Raw genomic sequence first — 24,870 nt, forward strand, 5'->3', positions numbered from 1 at the left:
CTGAGGAAGTTCTATGACGCTGAATTCACTGCCTTTGAGTTATTGCACCAACGTGCATCCCGGTTTGACCGTCGCAGAGATCCTGCAGAAACTCGACGACTTTACGATCCCGATCCAACAACAGCTGGCAGCGCCACTGGCCGCCGGGCTCTGGTTGGCTGATCCCGTCATTCGTGAAATCCTCTCCACGCCGGAAGGACATCTGCGGTTTGCGGAAGAGATCCAGAAACGCGATCTGACTTGTTATACGTTGAATGCCTTTCCGTTCGGAAACTTTCACAGCGATCGCGTGAAGGAAAATGTCTATCTGCCTGACTGGTCCACGCCCGAACGCCTGGAGTACACCAAAGGTTGCGCCCGCGTTCTCGCCGCACTGTTACCGGAAGGAACGGAAGGCAGCATTTCCACAGTTCCGTTAGGCTTCAAACAGTTTGAGCACGCCGCCGATTTCAGCAATTCCTGCATTGATCAGTTGATTCAACTGGCACTGTTTCTCAAACAGCTGAAAGAGGAAACCGGCCGTACGATTCGACTGGCCATTGAGCCGGAGCCATTTTGTGTGATTGAATTTACACACGAACTGATCCTGTTCTTCGAACGGCTGTATGAACGCGCTGCGAAAAAACAGTTACTGGGAATTGTCAGAGAATATCTGGGAGCCTGCTACGATGTCTGTCATCAGGCCGTCGAGTTCGAAGACATTCCCGGTTCGATTCGACAGATCACCCACGCGGAAATTCGCATCAACAAAGTTCATATCTCCAATGCCATTGAACTGGACCAGCCTTGGGAGAATGAAGCCGGCCGCACTTTACTCGCCAACTACGCCGAGCCCCGCTATCTGCATCAGACGATTGGCAGCCTGGAAACGGGCGACCTGTATCGGATTGTCGATTTAACTCGCGAGTTCCTGCTGGACCCCGATCCCCGATTGAAAGATACCGATAAACTGCGGGTTCACTTCCATGTGCCGGTCGACGCCGAATCACTGGGCCCGTTGGGAACAACGCACAAAGAATTGAAGCAGGCACTGGCCACCGTCAAAGAACTCGACTACGCGCCGCATCTGGAAGTCGAAACCTACACTTGGGAAGTCTTGCCCGGCGATCAGAAGCCGACGCTAGTCGAAGGATTGACACGCGAATTACAGGCAGCGCGCACTCTCCTGAATACGCTTTAAGTCTCTGACAAAAGTAACCGACCATGCGAGAATTATTACGCGAACTGGAACAGGCAGTCCAACAGCAAAAACCGGTCTGTTATACCTGCCTCGTCGAAACCCGCGGTTCAACGCCACAAAAACCGGGAGCCGCAATGCTCATCTTTCCCGATGGCTCGCAGGCAGGCACACTCGGCGGGGGTTGTGTAGAAGCGGAAGTCAAACGTCGTGCCTTGAGACTCTTTGAATCGGACATATCGGAAATCATGACCTTCCAGCTCGACAGTGACTACGGCTGGGACGATGGCCTGATCTGCGGCGGTCGAATGAAAGTGCTCGTTGATCCCATCAAAAGCGAAGCGGATTTTGAGTACTACAAAAGTATGCAGCAACTGCTGGAAAGCGATCAAGGCTGTACCGAAGCAGTTGTAATCAACCCGGAAACAATAGACGGCGGAAGTGAGACAGACCGCTATCTGATTGATGCCAATTCGAAAGTTGTTGCCTGGCGTGGCCAGCAGGAACCGCCGTCACAATTGTGGGACGGGCTCAAGCCCATCAAAAACCGGCCGCGACCTTATGTAAATGCGGGCATCGCTTATCTGACGTTTCTGCAAACCTGTCAACTCGTGGTTGTTGGCTGTGGCCACATTGGTCAGAAAGTGGCAGGGCTGGCCAGTGATGTCGGTTTTGAAATCATTGCCGTCGATGACCGCCAGGAGTACTGCAATACCGAACGGTTCCCCGACGCGAAACAATTGATCGTGGGAAGTTTCGATGCGGTGCTGTCTGACCTGACCGTCAACAAAGATACGTTCATTATCATCGTGACGCGGGGACACAATCACGATGAAGAAGCGCTCGGGCATCTGGCTCAATCAGAGGCCCGCTATATCGGGATGATTGGCAGTAAGCGAAAAGTGAAATTGATCTTTGAAGATTTACTGCGCACGGGTACGCCACGCGAAGCGCTGGCGAAAGTTCATGCTCCCCTCGGATTCGACATCGGCTCGCAGACCGTTCCTGAAATTGCCTTAAGCATTGTCGCGGAACTCGTCGCCTATCGAAACCTGGATACACTTCCCGCCGGGTATCAACGCACCAGCCTGGTGGAAGAAATCAAAACGCCGCATCAGACCAGTTGACTCCGTCGGTTCGCTTCAGCGTCGTTTATTCGTCCCAGTCATCAGGATCTTCGTACTCCTGCTCTTCAGCCGAGCGAACTTCATCGGTTTTCGAATCACCGCGGCGAAAGACAGCGACGACGTCTTCAATGGGGACCACGAACAGCACATTGTCCGGCTCGAAATCGACGGGAATGGCTTCGCTGGGATTGAACAGCACCTTATCGTATTTCTTGATCGGAAAGTCATCATCCCGCTCGATTTGCACGCTGATTTCGACAACGCGGCCGGTGATGGTCGGAATTTCCGCTTTATCGGGAAGAACAATCCCCCCCTTTGTCGTCTGCCGACTTTCGTCTTTACGAATGAGAATCCTCATTCCCAGAGGTTCAACCCAGTCAGACACCCAAATCTCCCAATCTTATGACATTGATACTCAAAAACGACAGAAATAACACAAGTGATAAAAATAACGCATCAGATGTGCTAAGTACAATCATAGGCCATGCCCCTTGCGAAAAGAACCCCGAATTCTTAACCCTGGGGCGATTGGCAAAGTGGCGGGTCCGATAATTCGCTTTTTTCACTTTACGCGACATTCACAAAACCGGGATCTCAGGCGTTCCCCTCAGTCTGAATTTTCTGCTATTTCCCATAGATCATCAGCATATTTTTCATGGCTGCTTAATCTTCCAGAGTTGATAAAGTAGAATGTTCATCTATAAAGGTAAATAAGTACTTACAACATTTAGCGGATCACTGGCTGGTCCCCCCATTCATTCTTCAGGAGAGAACCATGGACAAGCAAACAATCATTGACAAACTGAATGAAGATCTGGCGAATGAACTCTCAGCCATCATTCAATATACCACGTATGCTGCCAAAGCAACGGGCCCTTATCGGCCACAGCTGACACAGTTTTTCCTGGCAGAAGTGCCCGACGAACAAATGCACGCTCAATTTTTGGCCAATAAAATCGTGGCATTAGGCGGCGAACCAACCACCGTTCCCTCAAAAGTCACTGCAGCACATAGCAACCGGGAAATGCTGGAAGCGATCCTTGCTGCCGAGAAAGCTGCGACCGCTGGTTACACGACACGTGCCAAAGAAGCAGAAGCGTTTGGCGACAAAGCGCTGGCCGTCCAACTGGAAGACATGATCCGCGACGAAAGCGGCCATGCCGAAGAAGTCGAACGCATTCTTTGCGACTGGCCTTTATAAGCAACACACGATATCTCATAGTACGGGCAGCCCTATGTAGGCTGCCCCTACTATGATCTGATTCGTTATCATCTTCTGAAATCGGCCGCGTTCTCTGACAGTTTCCTGTTGTCTGCGCCAATCCCGAATGGCATTCGAGACCACCCCGTCAGATCGTTTTCGTGTGGTTTCGTGATTTTCGTGGTAGTAATATTTCTTCTAGTTAATATCTTCGTGTGGCACTGTTGGCTTGCCAACAGTGCATGGGAAAACGCATTCTCATACAGGGCAACACCACAAAAAATGGGTGGGATCGAACGCAATTCGATCCGAGCGCGTGAGCAGAATGTTGATCGAAAAACAAACGGAATTGTCTCTCACAAGGAGACAGATTCGTAGGGGCGGGTCCATGTGCCCGCCCGCTTGGCGATGTCCGATCCCAAATTATTCTTGGAACGGAACCAGAGAAAAACTCCGAACGACACCACACAAACCACATCGATACAGCGGGTGGACACGTGGGTCCACCCCTACTTTTCTCATCACATAAACGTCTCAAAACAGTAACTAGTTCGTCAACGTTCCAAAAAAGAACGGCATCAACTGGTGCCCTTTGGGAAGCAGCAGGTTACTCACGCTGGCCGTGACTTCATCGTAGCTATTTGCGTGATCGGGGCGGACATTGCTGCCGCAGATCCCGAACGGCACATAACCGTGACTGTGCGTTTTGGTTCTGAGGAATGTGGGATGGTCGGGGCAAACCAGAATCCGATAGTCGCCTTGCTTTTTCAGGTAATCATGCACCGGGCCGACGACATGCTCGTCGATGTTTTCCAGGGCTTTGATTTTTTCCTCGACTTCGCCTTCATGAGAGGCTTCGTCAGTCGCTTCAACATGCACGACCACAAAGTCAGACTGCTTTAACGTCTCAATCGCCGCGCGACCTTTGGCGGCGTAATCGGTATCGGTGTACCCGGTGGCTCCTTCGACTTCGATCACATCCCAGCCCAGCAATTTTCCCAGTCCTCGCAATAAATCGACGGCAGTGATCACCGCACCCGTTTTGCCAAACTGATCCTGAAACGGCTTGAGTGCCGGCCGACTCCCTTGTCCCCATAACCAGATCTGAGTCGCCGGCGGTTGACCATCGGCCCGTTTCTGATTTTTCGCCGACTTCGCAAACAGCTTCTTGCTACGTTCCATCAGGTCGAGCAACAATTCACTCCCGTCCCCCGCAGGAAGATCGTGCTCAATCGATTGATCAGTTAAATCGTGGGGAGGCGTCGTAGAAGTTCCCTTATCAAACGGGTGGTCGTCGGCATCTTTGGCCCGATAGATCAATAGATTCCGATAGCTGACTCCCTGATGGAATTCCCATTGGGGATTACCAGCGGTCGCTTCCTGCAGCAGACCGATTAATTCCTCGCCCACATCGTTAGGAAGTTGCGACGCGGTAAAGCTGGCCATGTTGCCGTCAGTGATCGTCACGAAATTACAACGAATCGCCCAGTCGTGCGGCCCCAGTTCGATTCCCTGTGCGGCTGCTTCGAGCGGCGCACGACCTGTATGAAATACTAATGGATCGTATCCAAACAGACTCATCGTTCCCACATCACTGCCAGACGGCATCGAAGCGGGCACGGTATCGGTTCGGCCGAGAATCCCCTCGGAAACAATGGCATCCATCCGGGGTACGCGAGCGGCCTGCAACGGGGTCTTCCCCCCCAATGCGTCCTGCGGTTCATCCGCACAACCATCTGGAATTACGAGCACATATTTCATCTTTGGGATACTAACTCTCAAGCAGGATCATAAAATCGGAGAATAAAGAACCATTTTGTCCTCAATATCCTGAATTGACCAGCTTCCTGCAAGGAACCCGCCTCATGAAATTACGACACAACCCGTTTCAGGAAGCACGCTCCTGAAAATGGGTGAAAAGAGGCCGCCTATTGTGGTTCCGGGTCAGCTTCCACAAAATCTTTGGGCAGCGGCATTTCCGCCGTAATCACGTTCCAGGACTCACCCATTTCACGAAATTGATTGAAATTTTTCGGCTTGTAAGAAAACTCCAGTTCCGGCGTCTTCATTTTCGCCGAGCCTTTTTCAAAACAGGAATGCATGGCGGCATCCAGGGCCCCCGTCATCAACAAGGTCCGCTCACAGGGATACGGTTCTTCCTTGTGGACAAACAAATGTTGAATCGCATGCGAGAAGGCACGGAATAAATTGCGGTTCCCCCACGGGCCGGGGAAGAACGTCGTTGCTTTCGGCTTCGCTTCCCCTTTGACCTGACAGGCAAAATTCCAGCGCACGCCATTCGAACCAATTTTGAGCATCGTCGCCCGGAACCCATCTTTGTATTCCAGCAGAATGCCGTGTGGCTCTGATTTGCCTTCCTCACCGATCTGATCAAACAAACCACGTTTGCTGTCCCCCAGTTCGGCCTGCATAGCGGCTTCCGCCAGCTTCATCGACCAGCGACCTTCTTTACCGGCTTTGATCAGATCATCGCCTTTCAAAAACTGGACGGACGAAATGCCGGTCTCGCCCCCTTTGCGAAATTCGACCATCGACTGCAACACTTCCAGACCGTGAATGTCATAGCGTTCAATCGGTCCGCCGTGAATGGAGACGGCGTCTTCCAGTTCCGTGCCCTCGGGAATTTCCAGAGGAATCGTACGTTGTGCCAGCGGAACCGAACTGCCGACCATCATCGGGAACTCATACTTCCGCGAGGTATCATACATCTCCCGCGCCCAGTCCCAGCGATAGGAATAATGCTTGTCGCTAAACAGAGGCACGAAGCGGTTCGACTGTTTCATAACGTCCACGATCTCATCAAAAAACCGTTTACGGGGATACTTGGTCTGACCGAATTTCGTATCGGGATAATCGCCGTGCTCACCAATCGACAGCACGGCGTCGACGGCCAGTTCATCGCCACCCACGCAGAGCGCTTCGCGGATCGTTTTATAAATCGGAATGTCAAATTTTTTCGCGACGCCGCGAGAGAGATCACGGTCGGTAAACTGATCGCCATAAAACGACAGCACATCACACTGCGGCTGCTGAATCTTGCCATTAAACAGATACGGCCCCAGGAAGGGATGCATAATATGATACGCGTGCGAGCAGTAAAAGAACTGCGTATAGACGGCAGCGACTTGCGGCCGTTTCGTTTCAGCGGCAGCGAGCCCCGGCTGCAGCCAGTTCAAACCAGCGGTCCCCGCCATCGCAGCGGCTCCCAGTTTCAAAACATCACGGCGAGACAGTGAACCAGATAATTGCGGTTGGCGAAAAGCATCCGTCATGGGGCTGACTCCTGTGGTGGGATAAAACAAGGCGAGACTCTGCCTCTATCGTATCAAATCATCTGCATCTCTCCACCCGATTTTGGGGTTAGTGGGGGATTTCTTGCAGAATTTTGGGAGATGAAGAATTTGGAATCAATCGCTATTTTCGAATTTTGTGAAATCCTATGCGTACTAGCGATCAACAATCTTCAGATACTTTTTTCTTCCATGGAACATCTTTGATCGCAGACTGAATTAAGTCTACATCTAGACCGCGACAGATAATCTTTCCTTGATAACCAGAGGTTGCAAGAATTGCTTGAGAAAGTATTCCGTTAACCTGATACCACAAATCAATACGCTCATTCGACCCGTTATTACGAGATAGTAATTTTTCTACTTTTTTTGGCATACCATGAACAAGTGCATTCCTTACATCTACGAGAACGCAAATTAAATCATCTAGATTAAATTCTCTAGCATAAGCTATTAATTCACTGCACTTTGTCGGTACATCTGATGGGATGGAATAAAGCGATAGAAGTAAGCGTATTTTATCCGACGCTGGTAACGCCTTGAATCCATTAACACTACACAGCTTTCGCTGTTCAACAACCTCAAACCACGCTAAAGACTCTAGTGCCGCCTGTTGTAATACAATCGAACCCTCAATTAATCCAGCACCAAGCTCTGCTTCTATATACCAACCAATTCCAGTCGTTAATACTTCGTACTTCTTTGGCTCATTGTGAGCCCTGAATATACTGTGAAACAGCTCCTCGAAAGTTCCCATCACCATCTCATAATACCAAGAAAATCCCGATCGATTCATACTCGATTTTGTCACTCTTGGAAAAACTCGATTCAGTTTATCTGCATCTGAAGATGCCCATGGACCAACTAAGCCAACCCAATGCCCACACATAAATGAAAGTGTTTTATGTAAAATTGATCCAATCAAATCAATTTCTGGTCTAGAACTGACCTTTTCAAAACTAACCTCGATAATGTGCGAAAATACAAAAGGAGATCGACACGTTTTATTCTTATCTTCTATCTGATCAATAATAATCTCTAAGCCATCAACTTTTGTTTCGGTTCTCCCCTTGTAGACAGAATCGCTTCCATCAATTCTATTTCCAAATAAGTTTGGACCATTGATTACCAAATACTTTATCGAATTGATGGGAGGGTCAGGCTCAACATGCTCGCCCAAGTGGCCTGAAAAAGATTTCATATTGTTAGTATTTGTTACATTGACTGTCATTGGCCCAACTGGTTGCCCACAAGACAGTTCATATTCTCCAAACTTCTCGTTATTAAACAGACTTTCGAAGATCTGAGATGCTTCAGGTTCTTCGTCGCTTTCGAACTCAAATAAGACTTTTGGTTTTGGAGCAAATTCAAAAATAATTTTTCCACTACCACTTTTAGTGTTTCCATCTTTCGATAAAGTTGTTTTTCCAGACCAAAATTCAATCAACCCGGTTTCTTCATCGATCTCACAAGGAAGTGTGAGCCTCTCTGCCAACTTTTTGTCTTCCTGGATCGGTAAAGAATCATTCACAATTAAAGCTCTTTTCTTCAAAAACCCCAGCAAGCGTAAAAGCGGGGCAGACAACAAATTGAGACTTCCGTTCACAGCCTCATCTGCATTCTAGCTGATTTAAACTGTTCTGCCACAGCTTTTGTTGGCCGCTGACTGAGTTTGAGAGATCGCGTTTTTCTAGCCTGTAATTAAACGGCAGCTAGCGTTTTGCCGCTCAGGGGGTAAAAGTCGGATCACCCTGTTAGCTGCATTCGGTATTCGCGGGGGTTCATCTCGTAGATTTTTCGGAAGGCGCGGTTGAAGGCGGAGAGAGAGTTGAAGCCGCTGTTGAGGGCGATTTCCGTGATGCTATGTTGGCGATTGTGCAGCATCGCTGCGGCCGCCTGTACGCGGCTTTTCATCAGATACCGTTGCGGCGTCATTCCCATTTGTGTGGCGAAGTGCGATTGGAGACTGCGGACACTCAAGTCGCATGCGGCGGCGAGTTCCGTAACTGTCAGTGGTTCATGAAAGTTTCGTGCCACCAGATTCAGTGCCGGTGCAATCCGTGACAGGCCGGTTGCATCGGGCGTTGTCTGTGTGGCAGTCTCGCGACGCGGTACGCTGCGGTGGAGTTCGTTGATCAGCAGTAAGAGGAGCGAGCGCAGGTTGCTGTTGCGATATGCGTCCTCGCGCTTCGCTTCGGCGATCAACATCTGCATCAGGTCATGCAGCAACGAGTTCCCGTCGTTCGGAATGACGTTCACGAACGGTTCGCCACAGAAGCGTTCGGATTCCCAGACAAATTCGAACGCCGAATGAGGGGCCAGCAAACGAATCGGGTCGAGAAAAAACCAGACCCACTGGCTGGTCGTGCCCGGCGTACTGTGACAGCGATGATATTCGTGAGCCGTAATGACCGTCATGTCGCCGGCGTGAAACGGCAGGATCTTGTTGCCGACATAGAACGTGCCTGAACCCGCGGTGCAGTAGCCGAGTTCCAGCCCGTCATGCACGTGCAACTGAGTCACCGGCGTATCGTCGCGATGGCCATCCAGGTGCACGTTCAACGGAAACTCAGGATTCAGATTCAGTCGAGAGATACCCGGCTGAAGATCAGAACTCTGCGCATTGGGTTCACTACTTTGCGTTTTCAGACGAGATTGAACCATAATGCGTAGCATATACTGCCAACGCAGAACTCGCAACAACACACGTTGAACCAATTATTGGACACAGGAACCATGCTTTCTCAATTGAAACTCGTCGACGCCACTCTCCACCGCACGGAAACGCAGACGCGAATGCCCTTTCGTTTTGGGATCGCGGTGATGACTGCCGCCCCGCATGTGTTCCTGCAGTGTCGCTACGAAATTGATGGCACGGTCGTCACCGGCATCGCCGCGGACGGGCTGCTGCCTAAGTGGTTTGATAAGTCGCCTGAGAAAGAGGCTGCGCAGGAGATCGATGAAATGCTGCTCGTCATTCGGCGGGCCGTCGGGTTTGCGCGGGAGGTCTCGGCGGCGGCGGCGTTTGAATTCTGGCAGCAGGTGTATCAGGCTCAGGTGAAATGGGCCGCGGAAGAGGGGTTTCCGTCGCTGCTCGCGCAGTTTGGCGTTAGTATGGTCGAGCGGACGTTGCTCGATGCACTGGCGCGGGCCGAGCATTGTTCGCTGGCGACACTGCTGCGGGAGAATCGCGTCGGCCTCGACCTGGCGGCCATTCACCCCGAACTGGCGGGGCACACGCCGAACGAGTTTCTGCCGGAACAACCTCTGGCAAAAATCATCGCCCGCCATACGGTCGGGCTCTCCGATCCGTTGACGGCGGCTGACCTGACGTCCGAGAACCGCATCGACGATGGGCTGCCGCAAACACTGGAAGACTGCATTCGTTTCTACGGACTGTATCACTTCAAGTTGAAAGTGCAGGGGGATGTCGAAGGTGATCTGGAACGACTGCGCTCGGTCACGCAGGTCGTCACACAGCAATGCGGCACCAACTACGCATTCACTCTGGACGGCAACGAGCAGTATCGTGCGTTCCCCCGCTTCGTCGAACTGTGGGATCGTATTCAGGCCGACGCGTCGCTGAAATCCTTCTTTGAAAAACTGATCTTCATCGAGCAGCCCCTGTATCGTGACGTGGCCCTTGATCCCTCGATCGCAAATATTTCCGACTGGGAAAACAGCCCCCCCGTGATCATTGATGAATCGGACGCGGAGCTCAGCGCGCTGGCGCAGGCGCTCGAACTGGGTTACGCGGGCACGAGCCACAAGAATTGCAAAGGCATCATGAAAGCGGCCGCCCATCGCTGTCTGATCAACCATCGCAACGCAATAGAAAACACGAGCCGCTATCAGATGAGCGGCGAAGACCTGGTGAATATCGGCCCGGTCGCGTTACTGCAAGATCTGGCGGCTCAAGCGGCGCTGGGCAATACGTCGATCGAACGCAACGGCCACCATTACTATCGCGGTCTATCCGCGTTTCCAAAGGAGTTCAGTCAGTCCATGCTGCAACAGCACGGCGACTTGTACACAGCAATGGACGACGGCTTCGCACGCGTCAACATCACCGGCGGCGAACTGGACCTGACGTCCATCAACGCCGCCCCGTTTGGGGTTGGTGTGGAAATCCCAACGGATGCATTTGAGAAGTTGTCGCTCTGATCAATCGAAGGAGTGATTCACAAGGTCGGACTCGTTTCAATTCGTAGGGTGCGGACCCATGTGTCCGCCCGCCGGGCGACGTGCGATCCCAATTCAGACTTCAAATGGAACCGGAGAAATACTCTGTATGACAACACACAAGCCACGTCGATACCGCGGGTAGACACATGGGTCTACCCCTAACTACAAAGTGAGGCACGGCGCCAGGCGCCGGTTGTGTGTTGGGGAAGCTGGTTCAAAAACGGTGGCTCGCGCCATTCCGCTCACAAAAACCAGTATGCAGAAAACGTTCGAAGTTGTTCTGTTGTAGCGAAACCAATTCGTAGGGTGCGGACCCATGTGTCCGCCCGCCGGGCGACGTGTGATTCCAATTCAGACTTCAAATGGAACCGGAGAAATACTCTGTATGACAACACACAAGCCACGTCGATACCAGGGGTAGACACATGGGTCTACCCCTACATTACCAAACCGGATCGGACGGGTGAGACAACGGTGTCTCGCTATTTTTCTACCACGAAAATCTCGAAAGACAGTGGGATCGGTTTCATTTTTCGTGCTTTTCGTGGCTTTCGTGGTAGTAAAGAATCATCATTGAGCGAGGAAATCACTGATCAGCCCAGCAAAGACGAATTGACAACAGACTCAGTGGTGCGGATAATTATGACAGAAACATCTGAATTCAGGTTGTTTGATTTTTAAGGAAGTCATCCATGGCCAAGCCGCCAGTTGATGCAGACCCGGAAAAATTTATCATCGGACGAGGGCACTACAATAACCTTCGGCTCGCGCGTCCGTATCACGACGAGCACGTCTTCCGCATCGATCCCGAGCCCATGCCAGTGTGGAACATCGTTATTCTTAACCTGGTATTCGTCGCCTTCTTCTCCGGTTTTCTGTGGGCAGTTCATCACTATAGGCACGACGAAACAGGTCTCTGGCTCATTTACGGCGCGGTGATTGGCATCGGCCTTTTGACCTGCGTTCTGTTTACTGTGATTGGCTATCGCTCGTTTGACAAAGCGAACCGTTTGGGCCCTTGGCTCATCTATCACAAGCAAAGCGGCGAGGTTGAACTGCCGCGCGAAGGAGAGAAATTCGACCGCAGCGAGATCGTGCACTTGCAATACATCACAACGAAGTTGCTGTGGTGGGGCGGCGTGCTGAACAACGAACGCTATTCGGAAATCAACCTGGTCACCAGCCGCGATGGCATCCGAACACGATGGCCGTTGCTAAAATCCGGTTTCAACGTCAAGGCGTTCGAATGGCTGCTCAAGCCGCTTCAGGAACAGACGAACCTGCCGGTCGTGCGCGTGCAGGATGAGTGGTGGGGATGGAATGTCACAGAAACCCCCTACGGCGAAACAGACCGCAAGCAGTCAGCCACACCCATAAATCATCCTCGCGGTTAAACGGCGGCTAGTGCCGTGCCGCTCAGGGGTAGGGGACGTGTAGAAGGTTTGAGCTGGTTTCCTGGATGGGATGTCTGATGCTGGCGGGTGGAGACATGGGTTCGCTGCTCTTTACTGCAACACGGATGGGAAGAGTTTCTCTGTCTCGATCGCGCACCGTCTGACAAGCCGAGCGGTGGCACACGCGAGTCTGATCCGATGTTTGGAACCGTATTCAAAATGGTATCTCATCAGGACTCATTTCTACCACGTAAATTTCGAAATCACACGAAGCAGGGCGGGATGTTATTTGGATAATCAGCGCCCGTTTCAGTCTGTCGCTGTCGTTTTCTCAAACTGCCATTCGTCCTGAGGGGCGATGAGTTGCCAGCATGGTTTTCCCTGGAGCCATTTGCGGGCGTCCTGATTCTGTCGCAGGTAGGTATCCCAGAAAGCCGTCGTGACTCCCAGGATCACGGGATGATGCTGGGGATTGCGGCGGGGCACTCCCAGGCGCTGTCTGCCATCTGAAAATGCGGAGTGCTGCGCATCGAACAGAACCAGTTCATATTTATCGATGGTATCAGGCAGCCCCTGATAGACTTTGCGGCGATCTTCCACTGTGGTGTCCTTGATGGGAGACGTATCTTTGGTGCCGGTCAACAACATCCAGGGAATGGAGACCTGACCAAACGACTGTTCCGGATTTGACCTTCCCTGACTGCTGGGGCTGAACATGACGGCTGCCTTGATGCGGGGATCGGTAAATTTCTTGCCTACGAGTCGCCAAGACTGCCCGCTGACTCCCTGTGTCGTAACCGCACCAAAGGAATGGCCCGACATCCCGATGTGTTTCAGGTCAAACCGTTGATGGAAACGATGTTTCGCGTCGGCATTCCAGTTAGTGAGCTGATCCAGAACGGTTGAGACATCCTGATAACGGTCGATGGTATTTTGCAGCGTTGTCGCGCCCTTTAATGCTTTGAGCCGCTCGCGCGCGGATACGTCTTTCCAGACCGTTTCATCGCTGCCGTGATGCTGCAGATACACCACGACATAACCGCGGGCTGCCCAGTGTTCTCCCAAGTACTGAGAGCCGTTGCGTGATCCCCCTAGTCCATGACTGAATAAAACCACGGGCGCCGCCTGTGTTTGCGCAGGCAAATAGATCCGCAGGGGAATGTCGCGCTGGCGGCCCGAATCTTGAATGGTGATGTCGACCGGTTTTTGTAGACGGCTTTTCTTTTTTTCCAGCGGGTTATACTTTTCTGCGTGTGCGGAACTGGTTTCTGAAATCAGAACACAGACGCTCAACATCAGACAGAGTGGCAGATACTTCATGAATTGAACCTTAACAACGGATGAAAGATGTCTGAGAATAGTGATCTAACACCACTTCCCGGAGCAGGTTCTGGTGATAATAAAGTGATTGAGGCCTTTTTCTGTGATCGGAAAAGGGACCCGTTTTGTCTGTTTCTTTCCTGCTCATTCAATCAGCTTCACCCTTTTCATCTCTGAGAAGCAAAGGCCATTTTATAGAATTGGTGTTGTTACCTTGTGGTGAAGAAACGGCAGCTAGCGCTTTGCCGCTCAGGGTAGGAACTGTTTAGAAGAAACTGGACGGCTTTTGATTTAGGTAGCTATTATCTGCGGGCAGGCATATAGACCTGTCCCGACTCTCTTTCACAGGTAGCATGATGATTTTGGTTAACGGCGTGGAGGAGTCAAGGGGAAGCGATGAATTGGTACTTTGAACGTCAATTGAACATGCAACGAAGTTCTCTGAACTATGAACGAACGGCAGTGAAGTGGCTTCGAAGCCCAATGATAACAGGGGAGCGGGCGAGCAGTGGTTTTGAAAATCGAGCTGAAGCCAGTGGGTTTTATCGTGCTGATTTACTCAGAGGTTCCGGAATTTCAGCTGAACCAGTAGTGGTCTCGCGCGCGACGCTGAAGAGACTACAGTTTTCAGAACGGCGCGATGGTGTCAAGCTCATTTTTTTCACGATGAGCAGTTCCGATTTTTTAGTATGTTGATAGGCTCTGGCCGGCGGACACAGGGGGCCGAACCCCACGCGGAAGTGGGATGAGTTACGAGGAAGGCCATCGGCAGAATGAGAATTTTGTGTCCTGGTGGAAGTATTGTACTCGAAATAAAAAACGATGCAGAGCTTGAAATCTGCTCTGCATCGTTGATATTAAGATTTTGTTGTGTCTCAGGATTTACTGCATCTTTTTGCAGATGGCTTCTGCCATTTCCTGAGTTCCGACGGCGGTCGGATCGTTGCGATCGTCTTTCAGATCGTACGTCACGTCTTTGCCTTCAGCAATCACATCAGCGACGGCCTGATCCAACTTGGCGGCTGCTTCGTGTTCGCCGAGGTAGTCCAGCATCATTTTACCGGACAGAATCAGGGCGACTGGATTCACTTTATTCTGTCCCTTGTATTTGGGAGCAGAACCGTGAGTCGCTTCGAAGATGGCCGACTCGGGACCGATGTTAGATCCGGGCGCTACACCGAGACCACCGACCAGACCAGCACAGAGGTCACTCAGGATGTCGCCATACAGGTTGGAGGTCACGAGCACGTCATACAGTTCTGGCTTCTGAACCAACTGCATGCACATGTTGTCGATCAGGCGCTCATTGTATTCAATGCTGCCGCCACAATCGGTGGCGATGCTTGCCAACTTCGCATCAGGGGCGACGCCTTCGGCGAGCTCGTCCCATTCGAATTTCGCACCATAGGCTTTGGCGACGGCACGGGTTTCGTCGTACCACAGGCCGTCTGTAAACTTCATGATGTTCGCTTTACAGATCGATGTGACCGTTTTGCGATTGTTGTCGACCGCGTATTTAAACGCGTAGTTGCTGATATCGCGGGTTCCCTGATACGACATAGGCTTGATGCTGATGCCGGTCTCGTCGAGGGGTGTGTTGATTTTTTTACCGGTCGCGAATTCGTTGATCTTTTCGATCAAGGCCGCGGTATTCTTTTCGCCAGCCTGGAATTCGACGCCAGCGTAGAGGTCTTCGGTATTTTCACGAACGACAACCAGATCGACGTTGGATTCGGAGAAGTAGGTACGAACTCCCTTGTAAGTTTTACAGGGTCGAATGCAGGCAAACAGGCCGAGTTCCTGTCGCAGAAATACGTTCACACTGCGGAAGCCTTTTCCGATGGGTGTGGTGATCGGTGCTTTCAGAGCCACTTTGTTGGCGCGAATCGACTCCATTACCCGATCAGGCACTCCGCCTTCGGCTTCAATGACTTCGATCCCACATTCCTGAACATCCCAGTCGATTTTGACACCTGTCGCATCAACACATTTTCTTGTAGCCTCGGCGATTTCCGGACCAACACCATCTCCGGGAATTAATGTGACTTTATACATCGTTTCCTCAAATACTTCTGACAAAAGGGGAATGCGACCAGGATCTCAAGCGCATGTACACAATGCGACGGGCCTGCTGACTCTTGAAACCAAAGGCCATACTGGTGGATACTAATTAAATAGTTCACAGACAAGCAGTGACCGTATCAAAACAGAATTCGCTTTTCAACTATACGCGATGGCTGTCGCTTAGTTTTCGAGCCGATCAGGGAATCCAATGATCCAGCGATTTATGCATAATTACCTTCTTCGCCACCAAAATCGAACCAATCAGGTCCTGCATTTGATCGGGGTTCCCCTGACTTTTGGCGGATTGATCGGATTTGGGTTGGCGGGACCGTGGATTTTTGCCGGAATCGCATTTGTCGCCGGCTATCTGCTGCAATTTCTAGGGCATTTCATAGAACACAATGACGCTGGGGAACTGATTCTGATCAAGAAGCTACTGGGAAAACCCTACACAGAATTCGGGCCAGACACTCAAAATCGAGTGAATTTTGACCAATCGTCAAAAAAGTCAAGTTGTAACGATTAAACAGCCGATACCGAATGTAGTGATTTTACCATGCGGCAGAATTGTAATGCGCAGCGAGGTGCATGACATCACACTGACTGCCTCCATACTTTGGTAAATCTCCCTGAACGTACTATCGATTATGAACCTTAAGTGGTTATGGAACTGCATTTTGTAGCCATAATCGACGTTCATGTCTTTAAGGATGGATACATGAACCTTCGTCAGAAGTTACACCAATTTTTCTGTGGTTGCTTTATTACCAGCCAACTCGTCGGTTGCCATGGCTTGGGCACTGATACGGACCTGCATTATCTGGGTGATAAAGATCTTCAATATTATGAAGATGTTGCCACCAAGATTGAGTACCCGGCTGTTTTTGAAGAAACCCCGGAAGAAATAACGTTTTCTGGAAAGCCGCGGACACTGGCAGATCGCTCTCAGGATGAAATCTGGGATTTGCCTTTGATGGATGCGATTCACCTGGGTCTGGCTAACAGCGAAGTCATTCGCGTTTCCGGAACACTGGGGACGAACGGGAACGGATTATTAAATAACCCGGATGGAACGCCCACCATTTTTGACCCTTCGATTCAGGAAACCAACGTGTTGTTGGGTGGATCACGGGGCGTGGAAGCAGCGCTCTCTGCCTTTGATACAACGTTTACTACTAACATGCTCTGGGGCCGCTCGGAACAGGTTCAGAACAGCCCGTTTTTCGGTGGTATTCCCGGCGGCACATTGACACAGGAAACGGGACAATTTCAATCGGGGCTTTCCAAAACATTTGCCAACGGTGGACAGTTTGCCGTTTCGCACAACTGGAATTACACGGGTAGTAACTCAACCAGTCAGTTATTCCCTTCCAACTATGCTGGCAACACGGGCCTGTCTTATCGTCAACCATTCCTGGCAGGAGCCGGAGTGGAATACACGCGTATTGCCGGCCCGATCGGTTCTGGTTTTACCGGAATTACTGGTGTGAGCCAGGGGGTTGTCATTGCCCGGATCAATAACGATCTGGTTTTAGCCGACTTCGAGAAAAACGTGCGAAACCTGGTTTCTGATATCGAAGAAAGTTATTGGCAGATGTATCTGGCGTATCGCCTGTACGATACGCAGGTTGTCGCTCGCAACTCGGCGTTACGCAGTTGGCGGGAAGCACATGCCAAACTGGAAGCCGGGGGTACGAGAAACTTCAAACCGGCCGACGAAGCGCAAGCCAAAGACCGTTTATTCGAAACACAATCTTCCGTCCAGGCCACACGTAGCGATATCTACACAGCCGAAAGCCGATTCCGTCGGCTGGTGGGTCTGCCTGTGAACGATGGAAAAATTATCCGACCGATTGATGACCCGATTGCAGCTGAGTTCACGCCTGACTGGAGCATGTGTCTGACGGAGGCACTGGTACATCGCGTCGAACTCCGTAAGCAAAAATGGAATATCAAAAGTCTTGAATTTCAACACCTGGCAGCAACCAGCCTGACCAGACCACGGCTGGACTTAGTCTCCAGTTATCAGGTGAATGCGTTTGGGGATCGCTTGTTGAGTCAGAAAAACACAGACGGCATTACCGCACAAGGTTTGCATAGCGCTTATGGAACACTGATGCAGAACGATCAGGACAGTTGGTCGCTCGGGTTCGAATTCAGCATGCCACTGGGCTTCAGATCCGCTCATGCTCAGGTTGAGAACCTGGAATTTCGATTATCAAAAGCGCGTGCCGTGCTGAAGGCACAGGAAATGGATGTCAGCCAGGAACTGGCGATCACTTTTCAGGATCTGACCAAGAACTATGCGACCGCACAATCTAACTTCAATCGCTGGCGTGCGGCTCGCAGACGAGTGGAATTGTTTGATGCAGAAGTTCAAGCGGGTACAACCACCCTCGATACTCTGTTGCGTGCCCAGTCCAGTCTGGCAGCGGCCGAGACCGAATATTATCGATCACTGGTGTCTTATAACGTCGCGATTAAGAACCTCCACAAATGGAAAGGGACTTTGTTGAAACATGACAATATCCACTTGATGGAAGGCGAATGGAATCCAGTGGCTTATCAACAGGCCCTCCGACGTGCCTGGGCAAGAACCCATGGTATCGATGCCCACAAACTACGTAGTAAACCGGAGCCCTTTGTGGCGGAAGGATTTATTGGAGAAGTTGGCGTGATGCCAGGTAATGGGGAAACATCTTACACATCCGAACAGGATGGTCTGACCCCAGACATTCTCCCGGTGCCAGAACCAGAAATGAGTCCGGATTACGCACCACCAGTGCCAGTCGCCCCCGTTGAACCGGCGGCTCGCCTGGAAATCAGGAATCCTGTAAATAGAAACCCATTTGCTCCCACAAATGCGGACGCTGCTATTAAGGTCGTGATCGATGCCGAAGGCGAACAGCCTGCGTTTAATATCAGGCGGGTTTCGGCACAGCAGGATGAATTGCCGATTTCTGATACCAGGGACAATCGGGAACTTGATTTACGACCAGCTAAGAGTTTTGTCGAGTAATAGATACAACACCTTCGTCAACCGGGAAGCAGGTGGAATTATTCGGAATGCTCCCATTGCGACACCTTCACAGGTTAGCAATTGGGGCATTTACGTTTTTTGAAACGTCATTTCCAATTTCCATTACTATTTTCCGTAAGTACATGCTAGATTTAGACGAACGGTGTGAGTGAAATCCCGCAGCCGCTTTTTTCACTTGCCTTGTACTCGTATCGATGCCCATCTCCATCGATTGTTGTATTCATCAGTTGGTTTGTTTCTTTCGTTTCCGAAACGTTGATTTCGCGAACTCTTTCTAAACAATTCAACCTGAAGATTCGGGTTTGAAAACCCGCCACTGACCAGGCCCGTGGAAAGCATTCAAAAGTTAATTAATGGTCGCTGGACGAATCCATCGTCTCCTGAAACTGATTGCGCTGTTACAGTCGGGACGAGTTTACAATTCAACACAACTTGCGAGCGAATGCGAAGTCAGCCGCAGGACCGTTTTTCGAGACCTGAGAACTCTACAGGAATCCGGAATCTATGTTCTGTATGACGAAGAAAAGCAGAGCTACACGCTCCCCTGGCGGACCATCGTCCCCTTCAAGGATCTGACCTTTGAAGAAGTACTCGCGTTGGTCGTGTTATGCCAGGACCTTGATAAATCGATCATCGGGCTTCCCGTTCATCAATTTGCCAGATCAGCGTCTACCAAGGTTCTGAGTAGCTTACCGGACTCTTTACGGGAAAATGTGATTGATGCCGCCCAATCGATCTCGATCTGGTTCCCTCCATTCAACCCGGCCATGCGCAACGGAATTCACTACAAAAACCTGCTCAAAGCGACCATTGAAAAAAAGAACATCCGAATTCAATACGTCGGTGATAAAGAACAGAAATCGATTTCCACGATGCTGAGCCCGTATCATATCTTGTATTCGAATCAGGAATGGTTTGTCGTAGGTCGTTCTTCTCTCGATCGCGGAATTAAAGTATTCTCGCTGCTGAAAATTTTGAAATCGGAAATCCTGGAAGAATCATTCAAGAAACCGTCCCGCTTCAACCTGGACCGGTACCTAACTACCTCATGGGATCCAGTCCGCCATTCTCGAAAAACGATCCCGGTAAAAATCCGTTTCAAAAGCAATGTCGCCGAAACCGTCTCGCTGATGTGTTGGAATGAATCGCAGGAGATCAAGAAACTGAGGGGGGGCGCGATTGAATTCTGTGCCCAGGTCGATAGCCTGGAGCGGATTTCTGATTGGGCCTTGAGCTTTGGGGATCAAGCCGAAGTCATCTCACCCCGCTCATTTCGAAATCTGATGAAAGAAAGAATTTCGAGCATGATGCAAATTTACAGTCCACATACGCGTCCCAGTTCCTGATCGCACTGGCTGAACTGAAATCAGCGATCTGCCTATTCTGGGAAACACTTCAATCAACCCGAAAAATACCGCGAACTTCTGAGCCCGAAAACGGTCTGGTTTGGCAGATCGAACTTGAACGACACCGCCCCCAATTTAAATTAAGGTCGCGCATGTATACTGCCTCTCGGGTAAACGCCGATTATTCTGTGAAACCTCTTAAAATCCCCGCTGAAGCTACTGACCTGCCTCCCCATTCGGTTTACTATTTTAGAGTAGCAAAGCCGTACCTGTTGGCTGGAAATCTCCCAATTTCCGTTTGAACAGCGTCTCAAACGATGTGTCTGACATCGTCCTTTGCGTATGATGTATCCAGACACGCTGTTTCATCCCCGGGGATCGATCAAGTATCCCATCCCAGGGAAGAGTCAAAACCCAGAAAGACAGTTAGCAGTGGCGATTTTTTCCACTGTCAGATAAAGATCATAACGAAGCGAGGAAAGACAAAATCATGTCAGATGGAATTCAATTCTCTGAACGGACATCAGTCGAGCAGGTGGAAGAAGGAAACGAGCTGGCTCCAAAATTTGATAAGGACGGTCTGATTCCCGTCGTCACCACCGACTATACGTCCGGTGAATTGCTGATGCACGCTTATATGAATGAAGAAGCTCTCAAGAAAACCATTGAACTGGGTGAAGCCGTCTACTGGAGCCGCAGCCGTCAGGTACTCTGGCACAAAGGGGCTACCAGCGGGCTCGTCCAAAAAGTGAAAGCCCTGCTGATCGATGATGACCAGGACACGATCTGGCTCCGTGTGGATGTTCTGGGAGGCGGCGCCAGCTGCCACGTCGGTTACCGATCCTGCTTTTACCGTCGCGTTCCTGTCAGCCAGGAAATGCAAGATAAAGGGCTGGAATTGCAGTATACGGAAACAGAAAAAGTATTTGACCCGAAAGTGGTCTATGGAGACGCTCCCAATCCCACAAAACTGTAAACGGTGTAACCATCACAGGTGAATTATGAGCCATTTCAGTCGACGCGATTTTTTAGCTGCCTCATTAGCTGCTAGCGGGAGTGCGCTTTCTCTCGAAGAGTGGGTCTTTGCCAATCGTGAAGAGACCACAAACAACCCGAATTTACAGATTGCCCCGTTTCGCTTTGATGTCTCGCCACCCAAAGGACATTCGCTCTGTGGTGGCTGGATCAAGCCGGTTGTCGGCTACGATGATTCACTCGAAGCAATCGGGTATGTACTATTGGGCGCAGGCAAGCCAATTGTGGTCTGCGCAGTTGACTGGACGGGCCTGTTAAACGATGCCCACATCGCCTGGCGGAAGGCGCTGGCCGACGCCGCGGGTACCAGTATTGACCGCGTCGCCGTGCAGTGTGTGCATCAGCACAACGCACCGTTTGCCTGCTTGAATGCCGAACAGATCGTGCTTGAACAAGGCGACCTGCCGCATATCGTCGAACTTGATTTTTTCAACGAATGCTTAGACAAAGCCCGCAAAGCAGTCACAACGGCGATTCCCAAAGCACAGCCGGTGACCCACGTCGCACATAGCCAGGGGAGAGTTGATAAAGTCGCCTCGAACCGCCGCATCGACCGGGACAAGAGTGGAAAGATCGTTCGTATGCGGGGCAGCAGTTGTAAAGACGAACGACTGCGCAGCCTGACCGAAGGGACCATCGATCCCTTCCTAAAAACAATCGCCTTTTATAACAAAGACAAAAAGCTGGTTTCCAGTCACTATTACGCCACACATCCGATGAGTTATTACGGCGACGGACGTGTCAGCAGCGACTTTACCGGCATTGCCCGTAAGCAACGTCAGCAGGAAGAACCCGGCTGCACCCACATTTATTTCACCGGCTGTGCAGGTAACATTTCTGCCGGTAAATACAACGATGGCTCTCATGAATTGCGGGCCATTCTGGCGCGACGGATTTACGATGGCATGATTGCTTCTGAAAAGCAGTTAAAGCCGGAACCGATCGGACATGTCACCTGGAAGTCACACGATATTCTCCCGCCGGTGAGAGACACGTTTAACGAGCAGGAATTAAAGCGGACGATCTCGAATAAAGCCAACAGTGTGGTGAACCGGAATCGTCCTTCCTACATGCTTGCCTGGTTACAACGGCTACAGAAAAAAATGCCGATTACTCTCAGTTCGCTGCAGATAAACGACATTAAAACGCTGCATCTACCAGCAGAGAGTTTTATCGAATATCAACTGCGTGCTCAGAGCATTCAGCCCGATCAATTTATCGCGACCGCCGCCTATGGAGATGGTGGGCCGTGGTATATCCCCGTTGCAGAAGAGTATCCGGCTGGCGGTTATGAAGTCAGTGTTGCCTTCTGTGATCCCAAAGTAGACGCTGTCATCACGCAGGGTATGAAATCTCTGCTGGACAGTTAGCAATTAGTTTAGAATAACTTCAAGTCAATCAAGAGGTCGAGTGAGTATCATGGGTATGACAATCATGCGTCGGATCAAGTTCAACGCGGGACACCGTCTCTTTCGCCATGAAGGAAAATGCCAGTTTTTTCACGGGCACAATTATGTCGCGGATTTCTATGTCACCGGTCCGGAAACCGATGCCGTCGGGCGGATTATTGACTTCGCGCAGTTGAAATCGTTGCTCAAAGGCTGGATCGATGAAAACTGGGACCACGGGTTTCTACTCAACGTCGAAGACGAGAACGGTTTGAATGCGATCCGCATGGTTGAACCCACCAAATACTTCGTGCTCCCCTATAATCCGACTGCGGAAAATATGGCCCAGTACCTACTGGATGAAGTCTGCCCCAGCGTGCTCAACGAACTCGGCGTGCAGGCAGTTAAAGTTGTGATCTGGGAAACGGAAGAGTCCTGCGCTGAAGCCACACTGGACCAGGACGATAAACGGGAACACAGCCTGTTCGACGCCTTTCAAACCGACTCTTTCCCCACCGGTTTGAACTGGTAAACACAATTCGTACACAGTGCATCAAAAAAGGCTTTGGACCAGATCAGTCCAAAGCCTTATTATTTGTTTCGCGTGTCTGCCGCTTAGTCTTCTGCAACGTAAGGCAGCAGGCCGATAAAGCGTGCTCGCAGGACGGCACTACGGACGGCTCGTTGATACAGAGCCGAGGTACCTGTGCGACGACGAGGCAAGATGCGTCCTTCACGATCCAGGAGAGAACGCAGGGTTCTCAGATCCTTGTAATCGACGTATACGGGACGTGGAATATTTCCATCCGGACAGAATCGACATTTGAGCTTCTTTTTCAGACGAGCTCGTTTTTTCCGTCGCTTGACGATCTCTTTTCTTGATAAACCGACTGACATTGTGTTTTTCCTGTTTCATGCGCCGTAACAAGGGACACCCAAAAAACTGGGGCGACGCTGATTTAATAATTGCTGGCTGGAATTGAAGACAACACGCTTCAATCTCGTAAAAACGATCAGCTTACCAGCTTGATTTTTTCATACCGGGGATCAGGCCATCTAAAGCCAAATCTCGCAATGCAATACGAGAAATCTGGAACTTGCGGTAATTACCACGAGGACGACCGGTCAACTGGCATAAACGACGAAGACGTGTTTTGCTGGAACTACGAGGCAGTTTAGCCAGACCTTCGTAATCACGTTTTGCAACCAGTTCTTCGCGTAATACTGCGTACTTTGCTACGAGCTTTGCGTTTCGTTTTTGTTTTTCAATCTTCGACTTGGAAGCCATCTATATACCTTCTCCGAAATTCCAAAAATGGGAACGACTGTTATACTGAATATCGCGCCACGCCGTCAACTTGACCGGCTCTTTTCAAAGTAAAATCCGCTAAAAAAGCACATGTTGAAGCATCTACTTGTGAAGCCGACCCCATTTCGATGTACGTGCGACTACTTTTCCTTCTCGTCTTTTTGCGGTTGTGGGCGGAAATACTTCATTGATTCCACAACGACGGTCCGCCGGGTCGCAATCCGAACCAGAAGTGACAGGAAATAATTCCCCCAGCCCGAAACAGTGTACTGGCGTCTTTTCTCCAGCGACTTGAGGCCTGTTTTAACGACCTGATCGACGGTCTGAAAACGGTGTTTTTTCAACCAGCCTTCCACGCCGGCAACATCAAAAAATTCGGTCTGGGTCGTACCGGGGCAGAGTGCCGTCACTGTGACTCCTTGATCACGTGCTTCAGCCCACAATCCCTCGGTGAAATGCAACACATAACTTTTACTGGCTGCATAGGCCGACATGTACGCCACCGGCTGGAATGCAGCGACTGAGGCAATATTGATGATCGCCCCGTGTCCCCGTTCCATCATTTCCGGCAGGTAGAAGTAAGTCAGCTCGGTCAACGCCCCCATATTAAGCCGTGCCATCTGCATCACCCGTTCCCGATCGGTCGAGGCGATATCAGAAACCACACTGAACCCGGCGTTGTTGATCAATAATTCAACCTGCACACCGCGACGTTTGACTTCTTCATATAACTTCTGGGGTGCATCGTGCTCGGAAAGGTCCAGCACAATGACTTCGGTTTTCGTGCCATGACGGGTCAACAGTTCTGAAGAGATCTGTTCCAGTTGCTCCTGACGGCGTGCGGTTAGAACCAGATGCATTCCTCGTGCAGCGAGTCGGTGCGCAAATTCCAAGCCAATTCCGGATGAAGCACCCGTAATCAGAGCCCATCGGTCAGAATATTCATCTATCACTGCAAACTCTCCAGAACTAT

21 protein-coding genes are annotated in these 24,870 nt (G+C 50.7%); 11 read left to right on the top strand and 10 right to left on the bottom strand.

Going from position 1 to position 24,870, the window contains the following annotated elements; translation table 11 throughout:
* The first annotated feature begins 13 nt into the window (after positions 1-13).
* A complete protein-coding gene (gene eboE / locus AAC022_RS09260; RefSeq protein ID WP_339730313.1) occupies positions 14-1,180 on the top strand; it encodes a metabolite traffic protein EboE in 1,167 nt (388 codons plus the stop codon).
* A 23-nt stretch (positions 1,181-1,203) separates the two neighbouring features.
* Entirely contained in the window at positions 1,204-2,304 is a 1,101-nt protein-coding gene (locus tag AAC022_RS09265) for an XdhC family protein (RefSeq protein WP_339730314.1), read from the top strand.
* A gap of 25 nt (positions 2,305-2,329) precedes the next feature.
* Here the strand turns inward: AAC022_RS09265 and AAC022_RS09270 are convergent, their stop codons facing one another.
* The gene (locus tag AAC022_RS09270) at positions 2,330-2,689 is read right to left on the bottom strand and encodes a co-chaperone GroES (RefSeq protein ID WP_339730315.1); all 360 of its coding nucleotides are present in this window, start codon (positions 2,687-2,689) and stop codon (positions 2,330-2,332) included.
* 390 nt (positions 2,690-3,079) lie between these two features.
* Here AAC022_RS09270 and AAC022_RS09275 point away from each other — a divergent pair, with 390 nt between their 5' ends.
* Entirely contained in the window at positions 3,080-3,505 is a 426-nt protein-coding gene (locus tag AAC022_RS09275; RefSeq protein ID WP_339730317.1) for a ferritin-like domain-containing protein, read from the top strand.
* Positions 3,506-4,051: 546 nt separating this feature from the next.
* On the opposite strand, the gene AAC022_RS09280 is transcribed toward AAC022_RS09275, so the two are convergent.
* From AAC022_RS09280 to AAC022_RS09295, 4 genes are all read right to left on the bottom strand, one after another.
* On the bottom strand, positions 4,052-5,266 hold the full coding sequence (locus AAC022_RS09280; RefSeq protein ID WP_339730318.1) for a cofactor-independent phosphoglycerate mutase: 1,215 nt from the start codon (positions 5,264-5,266) through the stop codon (positions 4,052-4,054).
* Positions 5,267-5,433: 167 nt separating this feature from the next.
* A complete protein-coding gene (locus AAC022_RS09285) occupies positions 5,434-6,798 on the bottom strand; it encodes a hypothetical protein (RefSeq protein WP_339730319.1) in 1,365 nt (454 codons plus the stop codon).
* Between the two features lie 181 nt (positions 6,799-6,979).
* Entirely contained in the window at positions 6,980-8,347 is a 1,368-nt protein-coding gene (locus AAC022_RS09290; protein ID WP_339730320.1) for a hypothetical protein, read from the bottom strand.
* 215 nt (positions 8,348-8,562) lie between these two features.
* On the bottom strand, positions 8,563-9,480 hold the full coding sequence (locus AAC022_RS09295) for an AraC family transcriptional regulator (RefSeq protein ID WP_339730321.1): 918 nt from the start codon (positions 9,478-9,480) through the stop codon (positions 8,563-8,565).
* A 72-nt stretch (positions 9,481-9,552) separates the two neighbouring features.
* On the opposite strand from AAC022_RS09295, the gene AAC022_RS09300 reads away from it, so the two are divergent.
* Together AAC022_RS09300 and AAC022_RS09305 are read left to right on the top strand one after the other, a co-directional pair.
* Complete coding sequence (locus tag AAC022_RS09300) at positions 9,553-10,980, top strand: hypothetical protein (RefSeq protein ID WP_339730322.1); 1,428 nt, start codon at positions 9,553-9,555, stop codon at positions 10,978-10,980.
* Between the two features lie 713 nt (positions 10,981-11,693).
* Entirely contained in the window at positions 11,694-12,395 is a 702-nt protein-coding gene (locus AAC022_RS09305; RefSeq protein ID WP_339730323.1) for a hypothetical protein, read from the top strand.
* A 309-nt stretch (positions 12,396-12,704) separates the two neighbouring features.
* Here the strand turns inward: AAC022_RS09305 and AAC022_RS09310 are convergent, their stop codons facing one another.
* Together AAC022_RS09310 and AAC022_RS09315 are read right to left on the bottom strand one after the other, a co-directional pair.
* On the bottom strand, positions 12,705-13,715 hold the full coding sequence (locus AAC022_RS09310) for a dienelactone hydrolase family protein (protein ID WP_339730325.1): 1,011 nt from the start codon (positions 13,713-13,715) through the stop codon (positions 12,705-12,707).
* 882 nt (positions 13,716-14,597) lie between these two features.
* Complete coding sequence (locus AAC022_RS09315; protein ID WP_339730326.1) at positions 14,598-15,770, bottom strand: isocitrate/isopropylmalate dehydrogenase family protein; 1,173 nt, start codon at positions 15,768-15,770, stop codon at positions 14,598-14,600.
* 217 nt (positions 15,771-15,987) lie between these two features.
* Here AAC022_RS09315 and AAC022_RS09320 point away from each other — a divergent pair, with 217 nt between their 5' ends.
* The 6 genes from AAC022_RS09320 (at position 15,988) to AAC022_RS09345 (ending at position 23,120) form a co-directional block, all read left to right on the top strand.
* Positions 15,988-16,305: a DUF962 domain-containing protein gene (locus tag AAC022_RS09320; RefSeq protein ID WP_339730328.1), complete on the top strand. Its 318-nt coding sequence runs from the start codon at positions 15,988-15,990 to the stop codon at positions 16,303-16,305.
* Between the two features lie 192 nt (positions 16,306-16,497).
* On the top strand, positions 16,498-18,798 hold the full coding sequence (locus tag AAC022_RS09325; RefSeq protein ID WP_339730329.1) for a TolC family protein: 2,301 nt from the start codon (positions 16,498-16,500) through the stop codon (positions 18,796-18,798).
* A gap of 374 nt (positions 18,799-19,172) precedes the next feature.
* A complete protein-coding gene (locus AAC022_RS09330) occupies positions 19,173-20,165 on the top strand; it encodes a WYL domain-containing protein (protein ID WP_339730330.1) in 993 nt (330 codons plus the stop codon).
* 490 nt (positions 20,166-20,655) lie between these two features.
* Positions 20,656-21,141 (top strand): phosphoribosyl-AMP cyclohydrolase, encoded by a 486-nt coding sequence (gene hisI, locus AAC022_RS09335; RefSeq protein ID WP_339730331.1) that lies wholly within the window; start codon positions 20,656-20,658, stop codon positions 21,139-21,141.
* Positions 21,142-21,166: 25 nt separating this feature from the next.
* Positions 21,167-22,570: a hypothetical protein gene (locus AAC022_RS09340; protein ID WP_339730332.1), complete on the top strand. Its 1,404-nt coding sequence runs from the start codon at positions 21,167-21,169 to the stop codon at positions 22,568-22,570.
* Between the two features lie 49 nt (positions 22,571-22,619).
* The gene (locus AAC022_RS09345) at positions 22,620-23,120 is read left to right on the top strand and encodes a 6-carboxytetrahydropterin synthase (RefSeq protein WP_339730434.1); all 501 of its coding nucleotides are present in this window, start codon (positions 22,620-22,622) and stop codon (positions 23,118-23,120) included.
* An 83-nt stretch (positions 23,121-23,203) separates the two neighbouring features.
* Here the strand turns inward: AAC022_RS09345 and rpsR are convergent, their stop codons facing one another.
* From rpsR to AAC022_RS09360, 3 genes are all read right to left on the bottom strand, one after another.
* Positions 23,204-23,485: a 30S ribosomal protein S18 gene (gene rpsR, locus AAC022_RS09350; RefSeq protein ID WP_339730333.1), complete on the bottom strand. Its 282-nt coding sequence runs from the start codon at positions 23,483-23,485 to the stop codon at positions 23,204-23,206.
* 121 nt (positions 23,486-23,606) lie between these two features.
* Entirely contained in the window at positions 23,607-23,876 is a 270-nt protein-coding gene (gene rpsN, locus AAC022_RS09355) for a 30S ribosomal protein S14 (protein ID WP_339730334.1), read from the bottom strand.
* A gap of 161 nt (positions 23,877-24,037) precedes the next feature.
* Positions 24,038-24,850 (bottom strand): SDR family oxidoreductase, encoded by an 813-nt coding sequence (locus AAC022_RS09360; RefSeq protein WP_339730337.1) that lies wholly within the window; start codon positions 24,848-24,850, stop codon positions 24,038-24,040.
* Positions 24,851-24,870 lie beyond the last annotated feature (20 nt).

This window comes from uncultured Gimesia sp. (assembly GCF_963976445.1).
GTDB lineage: Bacteria > Planctomycetota > Planctomycetia > Planctomycetales > Planctomycetaceae > Gimesia.